This window comes from Isoalcanivorax pacificus W11-5 (assembly GCF_000299335.2).
GTDB classification, from domain to species: Bacteria; Pseudomonadota; Gammaproteobacteria; order Pseudomonadales; family Alcanivoracaceae; genus Isoalcanivorax; species Isoalcanivorax pacificus.
The window spans coordinates 3,870,658-3,891,251 of record NZ_CP004387.1; the positions used below are offsets into that span (position 1 = coordinate 3,870,658).

The following is a 20,594-nucleotide window of genomic DNA, read 5'->3' on the forward strand; positions in this document are numbered from 1 at the left end:
CATGTCTCACACCCCTACCATCACGCCCCGCTTCAGCCAGGCCATCGTGCAAGCCGCCGAACGTCTGGGCGTGGTCTTGCCGCCGGGGCTGTATGACGCGTTGCCGCGCGATGACCTGTCCGACCGTATTCCGCTGGCGGTGCAGGACCAGCTCTGGGTGACGCTGTGCCAGGCCAGCGATGACCCGCTGATCGGCCTGCGTGTGGGGCTGGATATTCAGGTGGGGCATCTGGACAGTGTCGGCCTGCTCTTGATGAGCTGCGACACACTCGGCGACGCCGTGGAAGCGCTGCTGGAATACTTCCCGATCATCAGCGAGGGCAGCGCATTTGAACCGGAACGGGTGCCCGGCGGCTTGCGCCTGCATTACCGCCCCGGCTTCGATACGCTGCTGGATATCCGCGCCGAAGCGGTATTCGGTTGCCTGGTGCATCTGTCACGCTGGACCACGGGCCAGCGCTTTACCCCTTCCCTGCTCGCCTTCGCCCACGCCCCCCGCGACAGCGAAAGCCGCTACCGGCAATTGCTCGGCGGGCCCGTGCAGTTCCGCGCTCCGAGCTACAGTATTTTTTATCGCGACAGCGATCTGGCGATGCCATTGATCCAGGCCAACGCCGCCATGCGCGAACATCTGCGCGCAGTCGCCGACGCCATGCTGGCGGCCCTGCACGAACAGGGGCTGGCGGCGGAAGTGGAACAACTGGTGCGCGCGCATCCACACTGGGGCAAGGAACGGGTGGCCGAGCAGCTCGGCATCAGTGGCCGGCATCTCAACCGCCGGCTGGCCGAGGAAGGCAGTTCCTTCAAGCTGCTGCGCGATGCCACGCTGCTGCGCATGGCGGAGGATAAATTGCGCGGCGATCAGCGCCTGGCGGATATCGCCGAGGCCCTGGGGTTTTCCGATGAGAGTGCGTTTGCCAAGGCGTTCAAGCGATGGGCCGGCGTGACGCCGGCCCGGTTTCGCGAGCGCGCCTGATCAGGCCTGTTCCAGCGCCTGGGTAATGTCCGCCAGAATGTCGTCCACGTGCTCGATACCGATCGACAGCCGCACCATGTCGGCACTGACGCCGGCGGTTTTCAGCTCAGCCTCGCTCAACTGACGGTGCGTGGTGGTAGCCGGGTGGCACGCCAGGGTTTTTGCGTCACCGATATTCACCAGCCGTTTCACCATCTGCAGCGCGTCGATGAAGCGGCCGCCCGCATCGCGCCCACCCTTGATGCCGAAGCTCAGGATCGACGCGGGAGAGCCCTGCGTATACCGCTGCGCCAGTGCATGGTAGGGGTCGTCTTTGAGGCCGGCGTATTTCACCCACGCGACTTTGTCGTGGCCTTTCAGATACTCCGCCACGGCCTGGGCGTTCTCGCAGTGCCGCTCCATCCGCAGCGGCAGTGTTTCAATGCCCTGCAGGATCAGGAAGGCGTTGAACGGCGACAGCGCCGCACCCATGTTGCGCAGCGGCACCACACGCGCCCGACCGATAAAGGCCGCCTCGCCCAGTGCTTCGGTATAGACCACACCGTGGTAGGACGGGTCCGGCTCGTTGAATTGCGGGAAACGCGGGTTGTCTTTCCAGGGAAACTTGCCGGAATCGACGATGATGCCCGCCACGGTGGTGCCATGGCCGCCCATGTATTTGGTCAGCGAGTGGACGACGATATCGGCACCGAAATCGAACGGCCGGCACAGCACCGGCGTGGCCACGGTATTGTCCACGATCAGTGGCACCCCCGCCTCGTGGGCCACGTTTGCCAGCGCGGCCAGGTCGACAATATTGCCGGCCGGATTGCCGATGGATTCGCAGAACACGGCACGGGTGCGATCGTCGATCAGCGCCGCCAGGGCCGCCGGGTCATCACCGCTGGCCATGCGCACCTCGATACCCAGCGTCGGCAGCGTGTGCGCAAACAGGTTATAGGTGCCGCCGTAGAGCTGGCTGACAGAGATGATATTGTCACCGACGCGCGCCAGCGTCTGGATGGCCGCCGTGATGGCCGCCATGCCCGACGCCATTGCCAGAGCGCCAACGCCCCCTTCCAGTTCTGCCACGCGCTGCTCAAGCACGGCATTGGTGGGGTTCATGATGCGGCTGTAGATGTTGCCCGGCACTTTCAGATCGAACAGGTCAGCGCCGTGCTGTGTGTTGTCGAAGTAGTAGCTGGTGGTCTGGTAGATCGGCACCGCGACGGCATGGGTTTCCGGGTCGCCGGCAAAGCCGCCATGGATGGCGACGGTTTCTGGTTTCATGTTTTTTCTTCTCCCGGTCTGTGACATTTCAACAGTTACAAAACCGGGACTATAGCGAAGGTAGGCCACCTCTGGCCAAGACCCAATCGTGCTCAGCTCATGCCGAAGCACAATCCAGTATGGAAAAACCGCCGGACATGTAATGCGACGGCAGGGCGTCGAACATCTCGCGGGTGGTGCGCACCAGATGCGGCTGATCGTAGAAACCGCTGGCGGCGGCCAGCGCCGACACCGTCATGCCTTCGCGCCAGTGTCGGAACAGTTGCTGGGTTTTCAGGTGTAACAGGAAGCGACGCAGGGTCACGCCGGTCTGCTCGCGGAACAGGTGCGTCAGGCGGGAGGCGGAGAGGTCGATCTCGGCGGCCAGCGCGGCCACGTCGAGTTTGTCAGGCAGTTGTTCGCGCAGCAGCGTGGCGATATGCAACAGACGCGCATCCAGTGGCGGCGCCGGACAGGCCAGCCGTGCCAGCAGGCGGGCACGCAAGGTGCCGGCCATCGACACGGACGGCGCCCCCAGCAACGCCTGGGCATCGGCGAGCCATCCGGGATCAAACGGCAGATCGACACTGTCCTGCGGGATGCCCTGTGCGCCGGACAGATGCCCGGCCAGCTCACGCCAGGCGGGTGTCACCGGATCAAAATGGGCAATCAGGACCAGGCCGTCGCCGGGATCGAGCGCTTGCGGCACATCGGGTGCCACCAGCGCCAGCCGGGTACTGCGCCAGGCACCCTGCACTTCCAGTTGCAAGGGCGCCTCCAGGCCACACAGTAGCGAGGCCGCCACATGCCGGTGGGTCCGGTTGGCGCCCTGATGGCCGATAAACAGCCAGTCATGCTGCCACAGACACAGAATGCCCCGCTGGGCAGCGGCCCTCACTCAGCGGTGCGGGTGAGTCGCGTGCGGGACCGGCAGACCAAGGCGGGCGCCGACTTCAACACTGACGAAAATCGGGCCAATCAGCAAGAACACCAGGTCTTCAATAAACGACGGCTTCTTGCCTTCCACCTTGTGCCCCCAGACCTGCACGGCCCAGGCCACCAGCCAGACCACCAGCGAGATCCAGAACAGCGACCAGCCGGCGCTCTGGATGGCCATGATGCCGGCCACCGAGGCAGCAAACCAGGCCACCATCAGCAGGAACACACCGAAGGACAGGCGCAGGTAAACCACCGCCGAAATCACGCCCAGCAGCGTACCGCCGTTGACCCAGTAGGCCACGTCCGGCGACAGGCCCAGCCAGCGGCCGATCGGGACCAGCCAGAGCAGGCCCAGGGTGGAGAAGAAGATCGCGGGCACGCAAATGATGTGCACCCACTGGTTAACCGGGTTTTGATGGCTCTCGCCGTAGTCGGCCAGAAACTGATGTAAGTTGCGCATGGGTCACTCCCTGTCTCACGGGTTGTTATTCGAGGTCTGAGGCGATGTTAGGCAACCGCACCGGGCAGCGGCTTGTATGAATCCGCTGCCGCCCACCGTCATCCTATTCCGGAATCTTCATCTCCTTGCGCCATTCCCGCAATAAGGCACTGCGCCGGCGCGGGTAATGCCCCTCGCCCATATCCAGCCGGTTGAGACGGTCGAGCCGGAAGTGCCGGAAGGCACCGCGCAATTCACACCAGGCCACCAGCATGCGGGTGCGCTCGAAGAACGCCAGCATGACAGGCCAGACCGTGCGCTGGCTGATTTCACCGTCAGCGCGCGTGTAGTCAATAGTGACCACCAACTCACGCCGGATCGCCTCGCGTACCTGACGCAGGAAGGCGGTGCCGGTATCCTCGTTACATGCCGACCAGGCCACCAGCCCGATACCGGCAATGCGCTCCCGCAGGTCGCGCGGCGAGGACGTCGCCACCTTGGCCAGCACATTGTTGGCAGCCCGCACGAGCTCTTCGTCGCCCTGCTCCGCCACCCAGCGGGCGCCCAGCACCAGCGCCTCCAGCTCGATATCGTCGAACATCAGCGGCGGCAGGAAGAAGCCGGCCCGCAGTTGATAGCCCATGCCGGCTTCGCCGTCGATGCTGGCACCCAGGGCGATCAGGCTCTGGATGTCGCGGTAGATGGTGCGCACCGACACGGACAATTGCTCAGCCAGCCTCGCCGCCGTCACCGGGCGGCGATGCTGGCGCAGGCAGTCCATCAGGCGGAACAGACGTTCTGTGCGGTCCATCAGTTGGCCAGTTGCTGGTCGCGGGCCATCGCACGCTGGAACGTGGGCCGGGCCGTTACACGCGCCAGATAATCACGAAATGCGGGCTTGTCCGGCAGCAGGTTGAACAGTTGCAACCCCCACAACACCGCACAGCCAAGCTGGGTGTCCAGCGCCGTGAAGGTGTCACCCAGCGCATAGGGGCCGCGCTCCAGCCGGCGCTCCAGATGCAGCGCCATGTCCTCGAAACGGCCGAAGGACAGCCCGGAAGGGTCCGCGTCCCAGCCCTGGGCCCGGACAGCGATGCAAGGGTCCACCACCGCATCGCAGTACACCAGCCCACTGAGGAAGGCGGCGCGCTGTGCATCACCGATCGGCGGCGCAAGGCCGGCTTTGGGGAATTTTTCGCACAGATAAAGGCAAATAGCGGCACGTTCGGTCACGATCGTGTCGCCATCCTGCAAGGCAGGCACCTTCTTGTGAGGGTGGATGCGCCGGTATTCCTCCGCCACATTGCCCCGGATATCCACATGATGGACGTCGAATGGCACGGCCAGTTCTTCGAGCAGCCACAGAATCCCGGTGGACCGGGACCTTGGCGCATGATGCAGCATCAGCATGATGGACTCCTTGGATATCGGGGCAGGAGCCCATGTTATAGCGGCGACTACTGACAGAATATGGCAGCAACCTTCACGCTGGCGCTCAGCTCAGGGGCGGCTCGGGCCAGAATGTGAACTGGTCCGGCACACTCTCGGACACTTTTGCCGTGAACACCGGATCGCGTTTTTCCAGAAACGCCTGGAAACCATCCCGGCCATCCAGTCGCTCACTGGTGAGGTACATCAGCCTGGAGTCCACGCAGTGGGCCTGCATCGGGTGCTCGAAGGAGGGATTGCGCCAGAGCATCTGCCGCGCCAGCGCCAGCGACACCGGCGAGGTCTTGTGCATCAGCTTGCGGGCCAGAACGTAGGCAGCTTCCAGCACGTCGTCCTTCGGTGCCAGGCTGCGGAACAGGCCTTTTTCCAGCCCCTCTTCAGCGCTGAATATTTCACCGGAAAGCACCCACTCCATGGCCGCCTGCATGCCCACCAGACGCGGCAGAAACCAGCTTGAGCACGCCTCGGGCACGATGCCGCGCTGGCTGAATACGAAGCCGATCTTGGCGCCCTCGGCGGCGATGCGGAAATCCATCGGCAGCGTCATGGTGATACCCACCCCAACGGCTGCGCCGTTGATGGCCGCGATCAGGGGCTTTTTCGAGCGGTACAACGCCAGCGACAGTTCACCACCGGAATCGCGGATCTCCTCGATATTGAGGTTCTCGCCCTGGGGGATGTCATAGCCGAAAATGTTGCCTTCTTCGCGCTCCAGCTCCATGCCGGCACAGAACACACGACCTGCGCCGGTCACCACGATCACGCCGATATCGTCGTCTTCGTTGGCGCGCGCCAGGGCATGCAGCATTTCGTCGCGCATGCGCAGCGTCCAGGCATTCAGGCGATCGGGGCGGTTCAGGGTGAGGGTCAGAATGCGGTCACTGACCTCATAGCGGATGTCCTGGTAATCCATGGTCGTCCTCAGCGTGTGTGGCAAAGCACTGACCATAACAGGGCCGCATCAGACACCCCATGACCGGAATTACCGGGGCCGGGCTGCCATCAGGCAAACCCGGCCCGTGCAGATCAATCGCAGTGGTGACGGTTGTTCTTCAGGGCGGTGAGCACCTGGCTGCGCAGCAGCAACCCCACCAGGCGGCGGTGTTCATCCACCACCGGGTAGACCTTCGGTTTCTGCTTGAGCATCTGCTCCGCGATATCCACCACCGAATGATCCTCAGAGACCATCAGCGGCTCCGGGTGCATCACGTCTTCGACCTTGGGCGCACCTTCACAGTGATAGCTGGACACCAGCAGACTGCGCAGGCAGTCCTGCTCGGACACGAATCCGACCACGCGCCGCTCTGCATCCACCACCGGCAGGCCGGTCATCCTGTGTCGCAGCAGTGTATCCACCACGATCGTGAGTTCCGTCCCCAGCGGGATCGACGGTGAATGTCGCGCCATCACCTCCCGCACTACCAGACCAGACATAGCCCCTCCTTGCCGGCTGCTCCGTTGAGCCGCCAAAACACTCGTGCCCTGCATGACGTGCCTCCATCCTTCCGTTATGTGCTCACCGATGGCGGCGTTCAGGCGCCGCGTGTCAGCCATTCAGCCAGATCGTCGGCACCACCGATGCGCTGCCCTTCAATATACACCTGTGGCGTGGTGCCTGCGCCAGTCACCGCCGCCAGCGTGCTGTAGCTCAGCCCGTTGCCACCCAGGCTGATTTCCTCGAAGCGGTAGCCAGCCTCCCCCAACAGTTTTTTCGCCCGTGAACAATGCGGGCAGCCAGGTTTGGTGAACAGCGTGACGCGCTTGGGCAACTGCGCGGCATTGTTGATGTATTTAAGCATGGTGTCGGCGTCGGAGACTTTGAACGGGTCGCCCGGCTCTTCCGGTTCGATGAACATTTTTTCGATCACGCCATCACGCACCAGCATGGCGTAGCGCCAGCTGCGCGCCCCGAAGCCCAGCTCGTCCTTGTTCACCAGCATGCCCATGCCGGCGGCGAATTCCCCGTTGCCATCGGGAATAAAACGGATGTTCTCCGCCTGCTGGTTCTCGGCCCAGGCGTTCATCACAAACGCATCGTTCACCGACAGGCAAATGATGTCGTCGATGCCGTTGGCGCGGAATACCGGCGCCAACTCGTTGTAACGCGGCAGGTGCGTCGATGAGCAGGTCGGCGTGAACGCGCCGGGCAGCGCAAACACCACGACACTGCGACCCTTGAACAGGTCTTCGGTGGTGACATTGATCCAGTCGTTACCCTGACGGGTGCGGAAGGTAACCTCCGGGACCCGTTTTCCTTCGCGGCTGTTCAGCATGATATTCGGCTTCCTTTTTTGCGGTCAGGTATGTGCAAAGAGCGCTCAGGTTAGCCCGCACAACGCCATTGATTAAACTGTTTACCGTTATCAAAACCATAGCCATTGATGATCAATGCCACCCGGCGGCAACGGCATAAAAAACCCGCCACTGGGGGCGGGTTTGATGACATGCATGGCCCGGCATCAGCGCAGGTGTGCGGTCAGCATCCAGACGGTTTTTTCGTGCAACTCGATACGGTCACCGGCAATCGATGAAGTGCCTTCGTCGCCATGCTCCTGCGCCACACGCAGTACACGGTCAGCCTGTTCAGCCACCAGTTTATGGTCCGCTGCCAGTTCCGCCAGCATCGCCTCGGCATCCGGTGTACCCGATGCATCCTTCACAGCCGAGAGTTTGGCAAATTCCGCATAACTGCCCGGCGCACGCTGCCCCAGGGCGCGGATGCGTTCGGCCAGGGTATCCACTGCAGTGGCCAGCTCCGTGTACTGCTGCTCGAACATCAGGTGCAGGGCATGAAAATTCGGCCCGGTCACGTTCCAGTGGAAATTATGCGTCTTGAGATACAGCGTGTAGGTTTCTGCCAGCAGGCGCGCCAGCGCTGCGGCAACCTCAGGATTGTGGTTCATGTAATGCCTCCTTTCTCGAATGACACACAACAGATCAGGGTCATGCCTGGTCCGATCCGCCACTCTGGCACAGGTTCCTTCACCGCGTTCTGATCCAGGTCAGCGCGGCGCCTGAAACGCGCCGCGCCCGCCCGGGGTCACTTCAGACCAAGCGCCTTCTTCACACCCGCGCCGTAGGCAGGATCGGCCTGGGTGAAGTGCTCAATCTGCCGGCGGCAGATGTTTTCCGGCACGCCGCCCATGGCCGCCGCAATGTTGCTGAACAGTTGTTTCTTCTGCTCCTTGGACATCAGGCGGAACAGATCTCCTGCCTGTTTATAGTCGTCGTTACCGTCCCGGTGATTGTAGCGGTCTGCGTCACCGCTCAATGGCAGTGGTGGCTCGCGGAAGGCAGGATCTTCCACCGGCCCGCCGAAGCTGTTCGGCTCGTAGTTCACGCTGCCGCCACCGTTGCCATCGAAACGCATGGCACCGTCACGATGATAGTTGTGCACCGGGCATTTCGGCAGATTGACCGGCAGTGATTCATAGTTCACACCCAAACGATAACGGTGCGCGTCCGCGTAGGAGAAAATACGAAACTGCAGCATCTTGTCCGGGCTGTGGCTGATACCGCGCACCACGTTCGCCGGCGAGAAACTGGACTGCTCCACTTCGGCGAAATAGTTCTCCGGGTTGCGATTCAGCTCCAGGATGCCCACTTCGATCAGCGGGTAATCGCCGTGCGGCCAGACTTTGGTCAGATCGAACGGGTTGTACCAGGTCTTGTCGACATCGGCCTCAGGCATGATCTGCACCATCATGCGCCACTTCGGGTAATCGCCATTTTCGATGCTGTTGTACAGGTCGCGCTGATGGGTTTCACGGTCGCCGCCCACCAGCTTGGCCGCTTCGCCGTCGGTCAGGTTCTCGATACCCTGCATGCTCTTGAAGTGGAACTTGACCCAGAACCGCTCCCCCTTCTTGTTGAAGAAGCTGTAGGTGTGCGAACCGAAGCCGTGCATGTGACGAAAGGTGCGCGGCAAGCCACGATCAGACATCAGGATCGTGACCTGATGCAGGGATTCCGGGCTCAATGACCAAAAGTCCCACATTGCCGTCGGGTTGCGCAGGTTGGTTCTCGGGTCGCGTTTCTGTGTGCGGATGAAATCGGGGAACTTGTAGGGATCACGCACAAAGAATACCGGTGTATTGTTGCCCACCAGATCCCAGTTGCCTTCGTCGGTGTAGAACTTCAATGCGAAGCCACGCACATCACGCTCGGCATCCGCCGCACCACGCTCCCCCGCCACCGTGGAAAATCGCAGCAGGCAATCGGTGACCTTGCCTTTCTTGCTGAAGATGTCCGCCATGGAGTATTGGGAAATGTCGCCGGTAATGGTCAGGGTACCGAAGGCTGCCGAGCCTTTTGCGTGCACCACCCGCTCAGGGATACGCTCCCGATTGAAGTGCGCATGTTTCTCAAACAGTTGCCAGTCCTGCACCAGCAGCGGACCACGCGGGCCGGCGGTGAGGCTGTTCTGGTTATCTGCCACGGGGATGCCCGCAGAGGTGGTCAGCGTGACCGATTTACCTTTCTTGCTCACGCTTTTGACGGAATTCACGGCCTTGGCTTTCTTGCCGCCTTTTTTGCTGTCCTTTTCCTTCGACTTGCTCATGCGCTGTCTCTCCCTTTGCCTTACTGATGTACCAACAGAACCCCGGGGGGCCGCAACCTGTCGTTGCGTTCATCAAGCTAACGCTGCCTCCGGTAACAGGTCAAAAACAACCAGACTTGTGTTGTGATAGCGTGAAACTATTAAGACAAAACGACCCCCGGGTTCAGCCTTATCGACCGGCATGCCCTCGGCAGCACTCGTCAAACCGGGCCGGTGCCGTTAGAATGCGCCCTCTTTCGGCCCCGGGATAGATGAAGACCCTGTCTTCGGAAATCTCAAACGGGCGTTTGATGACGCTGGCCGGGAGCCCCGTCAGGAACAGGTCGCTGAGTGGTTGAGCACAACCCCTCGGTGCCCGGACTGCGGTGCGCAACGCTGCCGGAGGCCAGAGCAGGCGTTCGGGGGCGAGCAAGTCTGGAGAGGTGGCTGAGTGGTTGAAAGCGCACGACTCGAAATCGTGTTTACGTTTGTAGCGTAACGAGGGTTCGAATCCCTCCCTCTCCGCCATATTCTAAGGCGCAAAGGGCCCCTACTCGGGGCCCTTTGTCTTTGCGGCGTCCGGTCGCAAGCGTCCGGCCCTTGCGCCGGCAGGCGCACGGGCGTTCGCGATGCGCAACGCAAGGCGTTGCTCAAGACTCATCGCTCACCCCTCTCCGCCATATTCAAGACGCAAAAGGCCCCTACTCGGGGCCTTTTGTCTTTTCGGCGTCCGGTCGCAAGCGTCCGGCCCCCGGCCCACAGCGGGTAAAACTTCCTCTACAAGAAAAATACACTCGCCGCTCTCCATTCACGCCACTATGATCCGGTCAAGGTGCCGGGCAAACGGCACCCTGCAAACCAATCGCCAATCAGGACGACAGAGGGAAAGCGCATGGGCATGATGCAGGAATTCAGGGAATTTGCCGTCAAGGGCAACGTAGTGGACATGGCTGTCGGGATCATCATCGGCGGCGCCTTTGGTACCATCGTGAAGAGTCTGGTCTCTGACGTGATCATGCCGCCAATCGGCCTGATGCTGGGCGGTGTGGATTTCACCGATCTGTTCGTGGTGCTCCAGGGCGAAGGCGAGTTCAGCACGCTGGCCGAGGCACAGGCCGCGGGCGCGGTGACCATCAATTACGGCATTTTCATCAATAACGTGGTGAGCTTCATCATCGTCGCCTTCGCCGTGTTCATGCTGGTGAAAAGCATCAACCGCCTCAAGCGCAAGGAAGAGGAAAAACCCGCTGCGCCGGCAGCGCCGCCGGAAGATATCGTGCTGCTGCGGGAAATCCGGGACAGTCTGAAGAGCGGCCACTGAGGCCACGACCTGGCGCGCCCGCGGGTCGGCGGGCGCGCCTTCATCATCCAGTGATCACTGGCATGCTTTCAACGCGCCGTCGTAGTCCGGCTCTTCGGTAATTTCCTCCACCAGCTGGGTGTAGATCACCTTGTCCTGTTCATCCAGCACCACCACTGCGCGGGCACACAGGCCGGCCAGCGGGCCACTGGTGAGGGCCACGCCATAGTCACGGGCGAAGCCAGGGTGGCGGAAGGTAGACAGGGTGATCACGTTTTCCAGCCCTTCCGCGCCGCAGAAACGGGCGGCGGCAAACGGCAGGTCGGCGGAAACCACCAGCACCACGGTGTTATCCAGACTGCTGGCCTTTTCGTTGAACTTTCGCGCCGACGCCGCACACACACCCGTGTCCACGCTGGGCACAATATTCAGCACTTTGCGCTTGCCACTGTAGTCCGCGAGCGTCTTGTCGCTGAGGTCCTGCGCGGTAAGGGTAAAGGCCGGCGCCTGGGCACCGGTTTTCGGGAAATCGCCCGCCACATCCTGCGGCGCGCCTTTGAGTTTGACCTGAGCCATGCGGGTCTCCTGCGTTGGTGACGAGAAAGGTCTCCGACATTGAGGCAGGCGTGCCCACCTGGCAAGTGTCGGCCGCAGAGTTTTACCCGCCGTTACGTTAAAGGGCGGCTGCAACTGTGTCAGTCTTCGCCAGGGAAATGTCCATGACGGCCCACACCGGACTGGAAACGGCCGGCGCCGCTGGCAGCCTCACCGGAACGCAACGTCTCCAGGCCATGCCGGAATTCGTTCTCCAGCGCAGCGGTTTCGTCCAGGCCCCACTGCTCCAGCACACTGGCGCGGTCGCCGCGCAGGCAGGTTTGTGGAAAAGCCGCGATGTCGTGGGCCAGCGCCTCGGCGGTGCGCATCAGGTCAGCACCCGGCACCACGCGATTGGCAAGGCCGATGGCCAGTGCTTCCTGCGCGGCCACCGGGCGACCGGTGAGAATCAGGTCCAGCGCGCGGCTCTGCCCGATCAGACGCGGCAGGCGCACCGTGCCGCCGTCAATCAGCGGCACACCGAAGCGACGGCAAAACACACCAAACACGGCATCCTCGGCCGCCACGCGCAGATCACACCACAGCGCCAGCTCCAGGCCACCCGCCACACAATGGCCCGCCACCGCAGCGATCACCGGTTTGCTCAGACGCATCCTGCTCGGCCCCATCGGGCCATCGCCCCCGGTGTCCAGGCGGTTCATGCGCGCAGCATCACCACTGGCAACGGCCTTGAGATCGGCCCCTGCGCAAAACTGGCCGCCGGCGCCAGCGAGGATGGCGACGTGCAGTGCAGCATCCGCCTCGAAGGTACGAAACGCGTCCGCCAGTGCGGCAGCGGTGGGGCCATCCACCGCGTTGCGCGCCTGCGGACGGTTCAGGGTAATGACACACAGCGGCGGGCGGCGCTCATACAGCACCGGCGAGGAAGTAGCGGACATCGGCATGGCTCCTGTAGCGATGGCGGTGACTCGACACCTGATCAAATACTGATCGGGCCGGGTGCGCACATCATTACACAGGAAGCCTGATTCCGAAAAACCACGTAATGCCGTCTCAGTCCTCGCCCTGCTCCGGACCACGCCTACGATACTGCTCACGCAGCATTTTCATGAACTCGATCACCAGCTCGCGCTGGGCAGCGGAGAGTTCGACAAAATCGTCCTGCAGGCGCTGGAGCTCATTACCCCATTCGGGGTGGTCCGGCTCACCCAGGCAAAGCAGCCCGGCGGGCATTGGCCGGCAGCCCGGCAAGGCCCCGTCCAGCACATCCAGCAAACGTTGCGAGGGCCGCCACGAACTCGGCGCCGGGTCCAGGCCGGCCGCCTGCCGGCGTGCCCTCACCGCCAGTGTCGCCAGCCGACGGCGCGATAATGGCAAGGCCACCAGTCGAGAGGGGTTCGCGTCATAACGCACATCATAAGAAACATCGTAGGAGGAACACGGCATGCCTGATCACCCAATCAGCAATGGAAAGCCCGATTATGGGGTAAAGGGGATATTGCATACCATGCATATTCGCCATGATTTTTTTGGCGTCAACGCCATACGCTTCATGGCGAAAAACGCCGACAGAGCACAACGCGCGTCAGTCGTCTGCTGCCGTTTTGTCCGCCTCACCGCTGCCACGCTGCACACGCTTGAGCAGTTTGCAAAACTCGACCACCAGCAGACGATTCTCCGGTGTCAGCTCCTTGACGTGGCGCTGCAACCGGGCCAGTTCGCCCCCCCAGCGGCTGACCGGCGGGTCTGGCATGTGCTGGGTGCGTTCGACCTCCAGGTAAAGGTCCGACACGCGCGTTTCCAGCGCCCGCGCCAAAGCTTCCAGCAAACCCACCGAAGGTTGCTGGGTACCACGTTCGATACGTGAGAGATTACTGGCGTCGGTACCGGCCCGGTAGGCCACCTCTTCCAGCGTCTCGCCGCGATCGTCCCGTCTGAGTTTGAGAACCGCGCCAATTTTCATGGCTGAATTGTGCGAAGTACAATAGCGGCGCGCCATGCGCATACGCCATTCTTGTTATAAATTTTGGCGAATTCCATGAATGCCTCCCTGCTGGCTTCAGCACCCGGAAAGACCCGGGCTTCAATTACGTGCCGTAAGATGATATCAATATGACATCATCTTTCAATCCCCGGCCCATCGCTTGTGACAGCCCACCGACGGACGCTCGTGCGCCGCACCGGCGTCGCGCTCGCCTGACCGGGATGACAGGGCATCATTGTGGAATCAGCCATCACCCCGGATCAGTTAAACAGCGCTCATCTGGAAGAATACTGGATGATTTACGCCGTTTGTCCAGCCACCGACGAAAGCCTCAAGGTATGGGACTGCAAGGAGCTGTCGCTGTTTGCCTCCGGCGGTGGCCGCCCCCTGCCCGCTACCCGCCTGCATGTTGTTGTGCCAGCTCTGGATAACCGGACGCTGCGGCCCCTGCTGGCGCACATCGCGGCCATCGACCCGTTCGGCCGGCGCCGGTTGTGTGTCGACCCGGACATGCCACGGCCCTGATATATCACCGGCAGCCCTTCCGGCAGGAAATGACGTCCATTCACGGTTTCGCCACCTCGGGGCCAGTGCTAGGCTCACTCTTTGATCTGCATGAGCCGCCCATCCGTGGAAGACGTCTACTCCCCGACCGAAGAAGTACTCAACAGCCTCACCCACGGCATCGGTGCTGCCCTCAGTGTCGGTGGCACGGTGTTGCTGGTGGTGCTGGCGGTACAGCTCGGTGATCCCTGGAAGATCGTCAGCTTCAGCATCTTCGGTTTCAGCCTGGCGCTGCTGTATCTGTCCTCCACGCTCTACCACGGTTTTCGCAATCCGCAGCTGCGCCGCATCTTCAAGATGCTCGACCATTGCGCCATCTTCATCCTGATCGCCGGCACCTACACGCCGTTTCTGCTGGTCAACATGCGCGGCCCGGTGGGCTGGACACTGTTCGGCATCATCTGGGGGCTGGCGCTGCTCGGCGTCATCCTGAAACTGGTGTTCGGACACAAGTACAAGATCCTGCGCGTGGTGATTTATCTGCTGATGGGCTGGCTGGTGATGTTCGCGTCCGGCGAATTGCTGGCGCGGCTCAACAACGTCGGCTTCTGGTTGCTGCTGGCCGGCGGCATCACCTACACCTTCGGTGTGATTTTCTATCTGGTACACCTGATACCGTTCAACCACGCCATCTGGCACCTGTTCGTGGTGGGCGGCAGCGTGTGCCACTTCCTCGCCGTGCTCTACGGCGTGCTGCCCTACCAGGCCTGACCCCAACGCATCAGAAAAACTGATAACTCCGCTCAAGGCGGTGCGGTGTTTGCCCCGCCCGTGCACGCCTAGCATTGAAAACCCGTGAGCCACGGCTCACACCGGATTTCAAACTACCTGGCAGGTTTTCAGAAGGAGCCGCGGATATGGCGAAGATTCTTGTTCTCTACTACAGCACCTGGGGTCATGTGGAAACGATGGCAGCCGCCATCGCAGAAGGCGCACGCGGCGTTGCCGGCACCGAGGTCACCCTCAAGCGGGTGCCGGAAACCATGCCCGAGAGCGTGACACAGCAGATCGGCGCCAAGACGGACCAGCAGGCCCCCATCGCGGACCCGAACGAACTGGGCGACTACGACGCCATCATCTTTGGCACCCCGACCCGCTTCGGCAACATGGCCGGCCAGATGCGCAACTTCCTCGACCAGACCGGCGGGTTGTGGGCGCAGGGCAAGCTGATCGGCAAGGTCGGCAGTGTATTTGCCTCCACCGGCACCCAGCACGGCGGCCAGGAAACCACCATCACCTCGTTCCATACCACGCTGTTTCACCACGGCATGGTGGTCGTGGGGGTGCCCTACGCCATTCCGGAACTGACCAACATGAAGGAAATCACCGGCGGTTCGCCCTATGGTGCGACGACGCTGGCCGATGGCGATGGCAGCCGCCAGCCGAGCGAGAATGAACTGGCCATTGCCCGCTATCAGGGCAAGCATGTGGCCGAGATTACCGCCAAACTGGTCAACTGATCGGCCTTGCTGACCGGCGCGCCCGCGCCGGTCAGCGTTTCCCGCCCGCCTCCAGCTCCCGCAGGCTGCCTTCCACCATGTACGCCACCATGTCACCCAGGCCATCCACCAGCTGGTCGAAGCTGATCACCGGGTTTGGCTCCGCCAGATGGCGAATGATGGTAAAGATACCGCCGTTAATGATGATGTAGGACTTGGTCGGCAGGTCCGGCAGCTTCAGCAGGTGCGGGTGGTGCATCACGTACTGCACCACCAGCTCCATCAGCATTTTGTTGATCGGCTCGAGATTGTCCCGGTGCGCCATGTGTACCGTATAGCTGACGTAGCTCAGATACCGGCTGTCATCCCGCAGCAGCCAGGCGCGGAACTCGCGCAGCAGGGCAATCACCGCATCACGGATCTCCATGTTCACCAGTTTCGGCGTCAGCGGGCGGATGATGGCGACGATGTCCCGCACCGCATGCTGGTACATGGCGTCAAACACCGCTTCCTTGTTGGCGAAATACTCGTACAGCGAACCCACGCTGATGCCGGCAATCTCGGCGATATGCCGCGTGGTGGTTCCTTCCATCCCGTGCCGGGAGAGCGAAATGAAGCCGGCCTCGACAATGGCGTTCACGGTTTCCCTGGAGCGGCGTTGCTGCGGTTTTCTGGGCATAGGCGTAACCGTCTTGTGATGGGGCGCTATCCGAATTGAATCCGAACAATTGGTCGGAATATCGTGACATCGTTCAATGGCACGGTCAATCTGACATCACCGTGCCGCCTACCGGACACCCATCAAGCGAGGCAGCATGTTCAACAAGAAGAAAGTCTCCCGCAATGCAGCGGCCGTGGTCACGGGTGCCGGCAGCGGCATCGGCGAGGCCTTTGCCCTGGAGCTGGCCCGGCGTGGCAGCCGCGTGGTGTGCAGCGATATCAACCAGCACACCGCCGAGCAGACCGCCCAGGCCATCCGCGACACTGGTGGCAGCGCGCTGGGGCTGGCCTGCGATGTCTCCCGCCTGGATCAGGTAGAGCAGCTGGCCGCCGCCGCAGAGGAATGGCTCGGCCAGGCACCCGATCTGGTCATCAATAACGCTGGCGTCGGCGCCGGTGGACAGCCGATCGGCGAAACGCCGATGGATGATTGGCAGTGGGTGCTGGGGGTGAACCTGTGGGGTGTCATTCATGGCAGCCACGTGTTTGCGCCCAAACTGCGCGCGCTCGGCCACGGCGGCATCATCAATGTCTGTTCCACGGCGAGCTTCGCTGCCGCGCCGCTGATGGGTCCGTACAACACCAGCAAGGCCGCCGTGCTCGCCCTGTCGGAAACACTGGCCGCGGAAATGAGCGGCACCGGCATTCATGTCACAGCGCTGTGCCCCACCTTCGTGAAAACCAACATCACCCGCGATGGCCGCATTCCTGACAGCACCTCGCAGATCGCCAACAACCTCATGAAGTGGACCGGCATCTCCGCCGCACGCGTGGCCCGCACCACGCTCGACGCGCTGGACCGCAACCAGCTTTATGTTCTGCCGCAACTGGATGCACGCACCATCTGGCGCATGAAGCGCCTTGTACCGGGCACCTATACCCGTGGCGCCGGGCTGCTCAATCGCCTGGCCTTCTCGCGACTCTGACAGGAGCAACTGCATGGCTTCCATCGACCTGGACAAAATGCTCGCCAAGATCAAGAGCACTCAATGGGCGCTGGCCGACATCGACTGGGACGCCCCGGGTGCGGAACGGATCACCGATGAACAGTGGCCAAAACTGAAAGCCTTCATGGCCGACCTGATGTGGATCGAGCACGTCGGCGCGCGCGCCTTCGCCGCCATGGCGAAAAAAGCGCCCACCGAGACACTGCGCGAAATCTACACCTATTTCCACGCCGAAGAGCAACGTCACGCCAACGCCGAAATGGCGCTGATGAAACGCTGGGGCATGCTGGAAGGCGACGAGATTCCGGAACCGAACATCAACCTGCGCCTGGTCATCGAGTGGCTGGACCGCTACGCCGACGAGATGCCGGTGTATGTGCTCGGCACCGTCGTGCCGATGCTTGAAGTCGCGCTGGACGGCGCACTCTGCACCTTCCTGCTGGAAACCGTGGACGACCCGGTCTGCCACCAGGCGTTCGAGAAAATCAACGATGACGAATCACGCCACCTGGGCGTGGGTTTTACCGTGATGGAAATGCAGGGTCGCGGCAAAACGTTCATCAAGCTCACCCAGATGGTGGCGCCGCTGCTGGACCCGCGCCTGCTGCTCGGCATCGCGTCGTACTTCCCGCTGCTGAACAAGATGCGCGACAACATCATGGACATGGGCCTGCCGGAAGAGAAGCTGTACAACGCCATGCGCAAGTTCGAGAAGATCGGCGGGCGCACGGCCGATGGCCGCCGCAACCCCTGGTTCCAGATCATCAGCCGCCATGGCCGGTTCGTGATCGACCGCGACAACCGTTTCTATCACGCGCCTGTGGATGCGCTGGTGCGCGCCACCCAGTACATCCCGCGACGCGCCCTGCCGGCCGTGCCGAGCTGGGTAAAAGAGCTGACCTATCAACCTGCGGCCTGACGGCCGCAGCGTTTCACGCATTGACCAGGAACACCTGACGCATGAGCACGACACCCGCCAACCCGGCCAAGGCCGTGAAGAAATCCGCCCCGCGCAAAAAGACCCGCCGCGCCGACACGCCGGCCATCAGCGCCGTGCAGAAGCCCGCCTCGGTATTGATCATCGGCGCCGGCTTTGCCGGCCTGGGCATGGCGATCCGCCTGCAACAGGCCGGCATCCGCGATATCGTCATTCTGGAACGTGCCGACGCGGTCGGCGGCACCTGGCGCGACAATACCTATCCGGGGGCCGCCTGTGATATCCCCTCGAACCTGTATTCCTATTCGTTTGCGCAGAATCCGGACTGGTCGCGCAGTTTCTCCGGCAGTGGCGAGATCCTGGAGTACATCCATTATCTGGTCTCGCACTTCAATCTGAAGCCGTATATCCGCTTCAACAAGAACGTCACCGGCCTGCAGTTTGATGAAGCCGCCGGGCTCTGGCATGCCAGCACCGACGATGGCGAACGCGTCAGCGCACGCGCCGTGGTGATGGCGCAAGGCCCGCTGTCCAACGCCAGCTTCCCGGACATGCCGGGCCTGGAGACGTTTGAAGGCCACAGGATTCACAGCGCGCGCTGGGACCACGACTACGACTTTACCGGCAAACGCGTGGCAGTGATCGGCACCGGCGCCAGCGCCGTGCAGATCATTCCCGAACTGGTGAAGCAGGCCGGTTTCGTCAAGGTCTTCCAGCGCACCGCCGGCTGGGTGCTGCCACGCCCGGACTTCGAAACGCCCGCCTGGAACCGGTCGCTGTTCCGCAAGTTTCCCGGCGCCCAGGACGCGCTGCGCAAGGCGCTGTATGTCACCCACGAATCCATGGCCCTGGCGGTGATCTGGAATTCACCGCTGACCAGCGTGGCCGAGCGCATCAGCCGGCTGCACCTGCGCCGGCAGGTGAAGGACCGCTGGCTGCGCCGGCAACTGACGCCGAACTTCCGCATTGGCTGCAAGCGCGTGCTGCTCTCCAGCGATTACTACCCGGCGCTGCAAAAAGACAACTGCAAGCTGATCACCTGGCCGATTGCCACGCTGTCGCCGAAGGGCATCCGCACGGTGGAAGGCATTGAACACCAGTTTGACTGCATCGTGTTTGCCACCGGCTTCGACGTGAGCAAGACCGGCACGCCGTTCCCGGTGACCGGCCTCGGTGGACGCAAGCTGGATGAAGAATGGGCGCGTGGCGCGCAGGCCTACAAGAGCATCAATGTGGCCGGCTACCCGAACCTGTTCCTGACCTTCGGCCCGAATTCCGGCCCCGGGCATAACTCGGCACTGGTCTACATGGAATCGCAGCTGGATTACGCGGTGCGTGGCATTCAGAAAATTCTCGACGAGAACCTGAAAGCACTGGACGTCAAAGCCGATGCCCAGGCCAGCTACAATGTCGCCATCCAGAAACGGCTGGCAAAGACCAACTGGAATTCCGGCTGCAAGAGCTGGTACCTGACCGAGGATGGCCACAACGTGACCATGTACCCCGGTTTTGCCACCCAGTATGCCTTGCAGATGAAAACGCTGGAGCCGTCGGACTACGAGGCCACCCCGGCCTGACCCTTCATCCGTTGCCCGCCCTGTCCCGTGCGGCGGCCTTTGCGGCCGCGCGGGACACCAGCCTGTTCAGCATCCGCATCGCCACCTCGTACGGCCAGGCAAACTTGCGCTGGAACCAGTAGCCGATGCGGATATCCGGCGACGTATAGACCATATAGCGCCCGCGCCGCACCCCCTGGAGAATCCGCCGCGCCGCCGTTTCCGGCGTCACCGCATGGCGCTGGAAACGCCCGGTGAGTTGCTGGAGTTCCGGCGCCTCGCGGTCCACCCCGACAATCTCCACCGTGCGCACCAGCCCGGTATCCACCCCCCCGGGGCACACCAGGCTGACCTGGATACCGTGCTGGCGCAGATCAAACCGCAGCACCTCGGAGATGCCCCGCAAGCCAAACTTGCTGGCGCTGTAGGCCGCATGCCAGGGCAGGCCGAACAGGCCGGCGGCGGACGATACATTGACCAGATGGCCGCCGCGCCCAGCCTGGATCATCGCCGGCAGAAACGCCTGCATGACGTGCACCGGCCCCATCAGGTTGATGTCCAGCACACGCCGCCAGTGATCCAGCGTCAGTTGCTCGATGGTGCCCCAGACCGAAATCCCGGCGATATTCATCAGCACATCCAGGCTACCGTGCGCGCGGTGCAGCTGTTCGGCGAACGCGGCCACCGCCTCGGCATCGCGGATATCCATCGCCTCCGCCGCCAGCACGGTGGCACCCGCCTCGCGCAGCGCGGCGGCGGTGTCCGCCAGCCCCGCCGCATTGACGTCGGTCAGGCACAGCAACGCCCCGTCACGGGCCAGAGCCTCTGCCACCGCGCGCCCGATACCGCTGGCCGCGCCGGTCACCAGGCACCGCTTGTTCCGAAAGTCTGTTTTCGCCATAGCCCAATGACTCCCTTGGTTTTCCGGCACCCAGCTTGCCCCAGGCCCGCGCCGCTGACAGTATCCCGAACGGCCAGCGCGGCGTATCCGAAACGGCCAG

Annotated in this window: 24 protein-coding genes and 1 tRNA gene; 9 read left to right on the forward strand and 16 right to left on the reverse strand. The window is 62.5% G+C overall.

Annotation, left to right across the window (positions count from 1 at the left end):
* The first annotated feature begins 1 nt into the window (after position 1).
* A complete protein-coding gene (locus tag S7S_RS17370; RefSeq protein WP_008734908.1) occupies positions 2-976 on the forward strand; it encodes an AraC family transcriptional regulator in 975 nt (324 codons plus the stop codon).
* Here the strand turns inward: S7S_RS17370 and S7S_RS17375 are convergent, their stop codons facing one another.
* The 10 genes from S7S_RS17375 to S7S_RS17420 form a co-directional block, all read right to left on the reverse strand.
* Entirely contained in the window at positions 977-2,245 is a 1,269-nt protein-coding gene (locus tag S7S_RS17375) for an O-acetylhomoserine aminocarboxypropyltransferase/cysteine synthase family protein (RefSeq protein ID WP_008734906.1), read from the reverse strand.
* 97 nt (positions 2,246-2,342) lie between these two features.
* Complete coding sequence (locus S7S_RS17380) at positions 2,343-3,122, reverse strand: helix-turn-helix domain-containing protein (protein WP_008734903.1); 780 nt, start codon at positions 3,120-3,122, stop codon at positions 2,343-2,345.
* Positions 3,123-3,623, reverse strand: a complete 501-nt coding sequence (locus S7S_RS17385; RefSeq protein ID WP_008734900.1) for an Mpo1 family 2-hydroxy fatty acid dioxygenase — start codon at positions 3,621-3,623, stop codon at positions 3,123-3,125.
* Positions 3,624-3,726: 103 nt separating this feature from the next.
* Positions 3,727-4,413: a helix-turn-helix transcriptional regulator gene (locus S7S_RS17390; RefSeq protein ID WP_008734897.1), complete on the reverse strand. Its 687-nt coding sequence runs from the start codon at positions 4,411-4,413 to the stop codon at positions 3,727-3,729.
* Positions 4,413-5,012: a glutathione S-transferase family protein gene (locus tag S7S_RS17395; protein WP_008734895.1), complete on the reverse strand. Its 600-nt coding sequence runs from the start codon at positions 5,010-5,012 to the stop codon at positions 4,413-4,415. The genes S7S_RS17390 and S7S_RS17395 overlap by 1 nt, the downstream gene beginning before the upstream one ends.
* Positions 5,013-5,097: 85 nt before the next feature.
* Entirely contained in the window at positions 5,098-5,964 is an 867-nt protein-coding gene (locus tag S7S_RS17400) for a crotonase/enoyl-CoA hydratase family protein (RefSeq protein ID WP_008734893.1), read from the reverse strand.
* A gap of 113 nt (positions 5,965-6,077) precedes the next feature.
* On the reverse strand, positions 6,078-6,485 hold the full coding sequence (locus tag S7S_RS17405) for a CBS domain-containing protein (RefSeq protein ID WP_008734891.1): 408 nt from the start codon (positions 6,483-6,485) through the stop codon (positions 6,078-6,080).
* 98 nt (positions 6,486-6,583) lie between these two features.
* The gene (locus tag S7S_RS17410; RefSeq protein ID WP_008734889.1) at positions 6,584-7,324 is read right to left on the reverse strand and encodes a glutathione peroxidase; all 741 of its coding nucleotides are present in this window, start codon (positions 7,322-7,324) and stop codon (positions 6,584-6,586) included.
* A gap of 186 nt (positions 7,325-7,510) precedes the next feature.
* Positions 7,511-7,954 (reverse strand): Dps family protein, encoded by a 444-nt coding sequence (locus tag S7S_RS17415; RefSeq protein WP_008734886.1) that lies wholly within the window; start codon positions 7,952-7,954, stop codon positions 7,511-7,513.
* A 137-nt stretch (positions 7,955-8,091) separates the two neighbouring features.
* Positions 8,092-9,612, reverse strand: coding sequence for a catalase (locus tag S7S_RS17420; protein WP_082027760.1), 1,521 nt, complete (start codon positions 9,610-9,612; stop codon positions 8,092-8,094).
* A 416-nt stretch (positions 9,613-10,028) separates the two neighbouring features.
* Here S7S_RS17420 and S7S_RS17425 point away from each other — a divergent pair.
* Positions 10,029-10,119: transfer RNA gene (locus S7S_RS17425), tRNA-Ser, on the forward strand.
* Positions 10,120-10,483: 364 nt separating this feature from the next.
* The gene (gene mscL / locus S7S_RS17430; RefSeq protein ID WP_008734881.1) at positions 10,484-10,912 is read left to right on the forward strand and encodes a large conductance mechanosensitive channel protein MscL; all 429 of its coding nucleotides are present in this window, start codon (positions 10,484-10,486) and stop codon (positions 10,910-10,912) included.
* A gap of 54 nt (positions 10,913-10,966) precedes the next feature.
* On the opposite strand, the gene tpx is transcribed toward mscL, so the two are convergent.
* The 4 genes from tpx to S7S_RS17450 all read right to left on the reverse strand — a co-directional run bounded on the left by tpx (position 10,967) and on the right by S7S_RS17450 (position 13,409).
* Entirely contained in the window at positions 10,967-11,467 is a 501-nt protein-coding gene (tpx, locus tag S7S_RS17435; RefSeq protein ID WP_008734879.1) for a thiol peroxidase, read from the reverse strand.
* Between the two features lie 119 nt (positions 11,468-11,586).
* Complete coding sequence (locus S7S_RS17440; RefSeq protein WP_008734878.1) at positions 11,587-12,384, reverse strand: crotonase/enoyl-CoA hydratase family protein; 798 nt, start codon at positions 12,382-12,384, stop codon at positions 11,587-11,589.
* Between the two features lie 115 nt (positions 12,385-12,499).
* Positions 12,500-12,892, reverse strand: a complete 393-nt coding sequence (locus tag S7S_RS19740) for a hypothetical protein (RefSeq protein WP_144401700.1) — start codon at positions 12,890-12,892, stop codon at positions 12,500-12,502.
* Between the two features lie 139 nt (positions 12,893-13,031).
* Positions 13,032-13,409: a helix-turn-helix domain-containing protein gene (locus S7S_RS17450; protein WP_035203829.1), complete on the reverse strand. Its 378-nt coding sequence runs from the start codon at positions 13,407-13,409 to the stop codon at positions 13,032-13,034.
* Positions 13,410-13,724: 315 nt separating this feature from the next.
* On the opposite strand from S7S_RS17450, the gene S7S_RS17455 reads away from it, so the two are divergent.
* The 3 genes from S7S_RS17455 (at position 13,725) to wrbA (ending at position 15,454) form a co-directional block, all read left to right on the forward strand.
* Positions 13,725-13,955 carry a hypothetical protein gene (locus tag S7S_RS17455; RefSeq protein WP_144401701.1) on the forward strand — a complete coding sequence of 77 codons (231 nt, stop codon included), beginning with the start codon at positions 13,725-13,727 and terminating at the stop codon, positions 13,953-13,955.
* Between the two features lie 90 nt (positions 13,956-14,045).
* Positions 14,046-14,705 (forward strand): PAQR family membrane homeostasis protein TrhA, encoded by a 660-nt coding sequence (trhA, locus tag S7S_RS17460; protein WP_035203689.1) that lies wholly within the window; start codon positions 14,046-14,048, stop codon positions 14,703-14,705.
* Between the two features lie 146 nt (positions 14,706-14,851).
* The gene (gene wrbA, locus S7S_RS17465; RefSeq protein WP_008734869.1) at positions 14,852-15,454 is read left to right on the forward strand and encodes an NAD(P)H:quinone oxidoreductase; all 603 of its coding nucleotides are present in this window, start codon (positions 14,852-14,854) and stop codon (positions 15,452-15,454) included.
* 31 nt (positions 15,455-15,485) lie between these two features.
* Here the strand turns inward: wrbA and S7S_RS17470 are convergent, their stop codons facing one another.
* Positions 15,486-16,112, reverse strand: a complete 627-nt coding sequence (locus S7S_RS17470; RefSeq protein WP_008734867.1) for a TetR/AcrR family transcriptional regulator — start codon at positions 16,110-16,112, stop codon at positions 15,486-15,488.
* Positions 16,113-16,248: 136 nt separating this feature from the next.
* On the opposite strand from S7S_RS17470, the gene S7S_RS17475 reads away from it, so the two are divergent.
* Genes S7S_RS17475 through S7S_RS17485 form a run of 3 tightly spaced genes read left to right on the forward strand, consistent with a single transcriptional unit; the run spans position 16,249 to position 19,614 of the window.
* On the forward strand, positions 16,249-17,079 hold the full coding sequence (locus tag S7S_RS17475; protein ID WP_008734866.1) for an SDR family NAD(P)-dependent oxidoreductase: 831 nt from the start codon (positions 16,249-16,251) through the stop codon (positions 17,077-17,079).
* A gap of 13 nt (positions 17,080-17,092) precedes the next feature.
* A complete protein-coding gene (locus S7S_RS17480) occupies positions 17,093-18,019 on the forward strand; it encodes a ferritin family protein (protein ID WP_008734864.1) in 927 nt (308 codons plus the stop codon).
* 41 nt (positions 18,020-18,060) lie between these two features.
* The gene (locus tag S7S_RS17485) at positions 18,061-19,614 is read left to right on the forward strand and encodes a flavin-containing monooxygenase (RefSeq protein ID WP_008734861.1); all 1,554 of its coding nucleotides are present in this window, start codon (positions 18,061-18,063) and stop codon (positions 19,612-19,614) included.
* 4 nt (positions 19,615-19,618) lie between these two features.
* Here S7S_RS17485 and S7S_RS17490 read toward each other — a convergent pair whose 3' ends face one another.
* Positions 19,619-20,494, reverse strand: a complete 876-nt coding sequence (locus S7S_RS17490) for an SDR family oxidoreductase (protein ID WP_008734859.1) — start codon at positions 20,492-20,494, stop codon at positions 19,619-19,621.
* Positions 20,495-20,594: the final 100 nt, after the last annotated feature.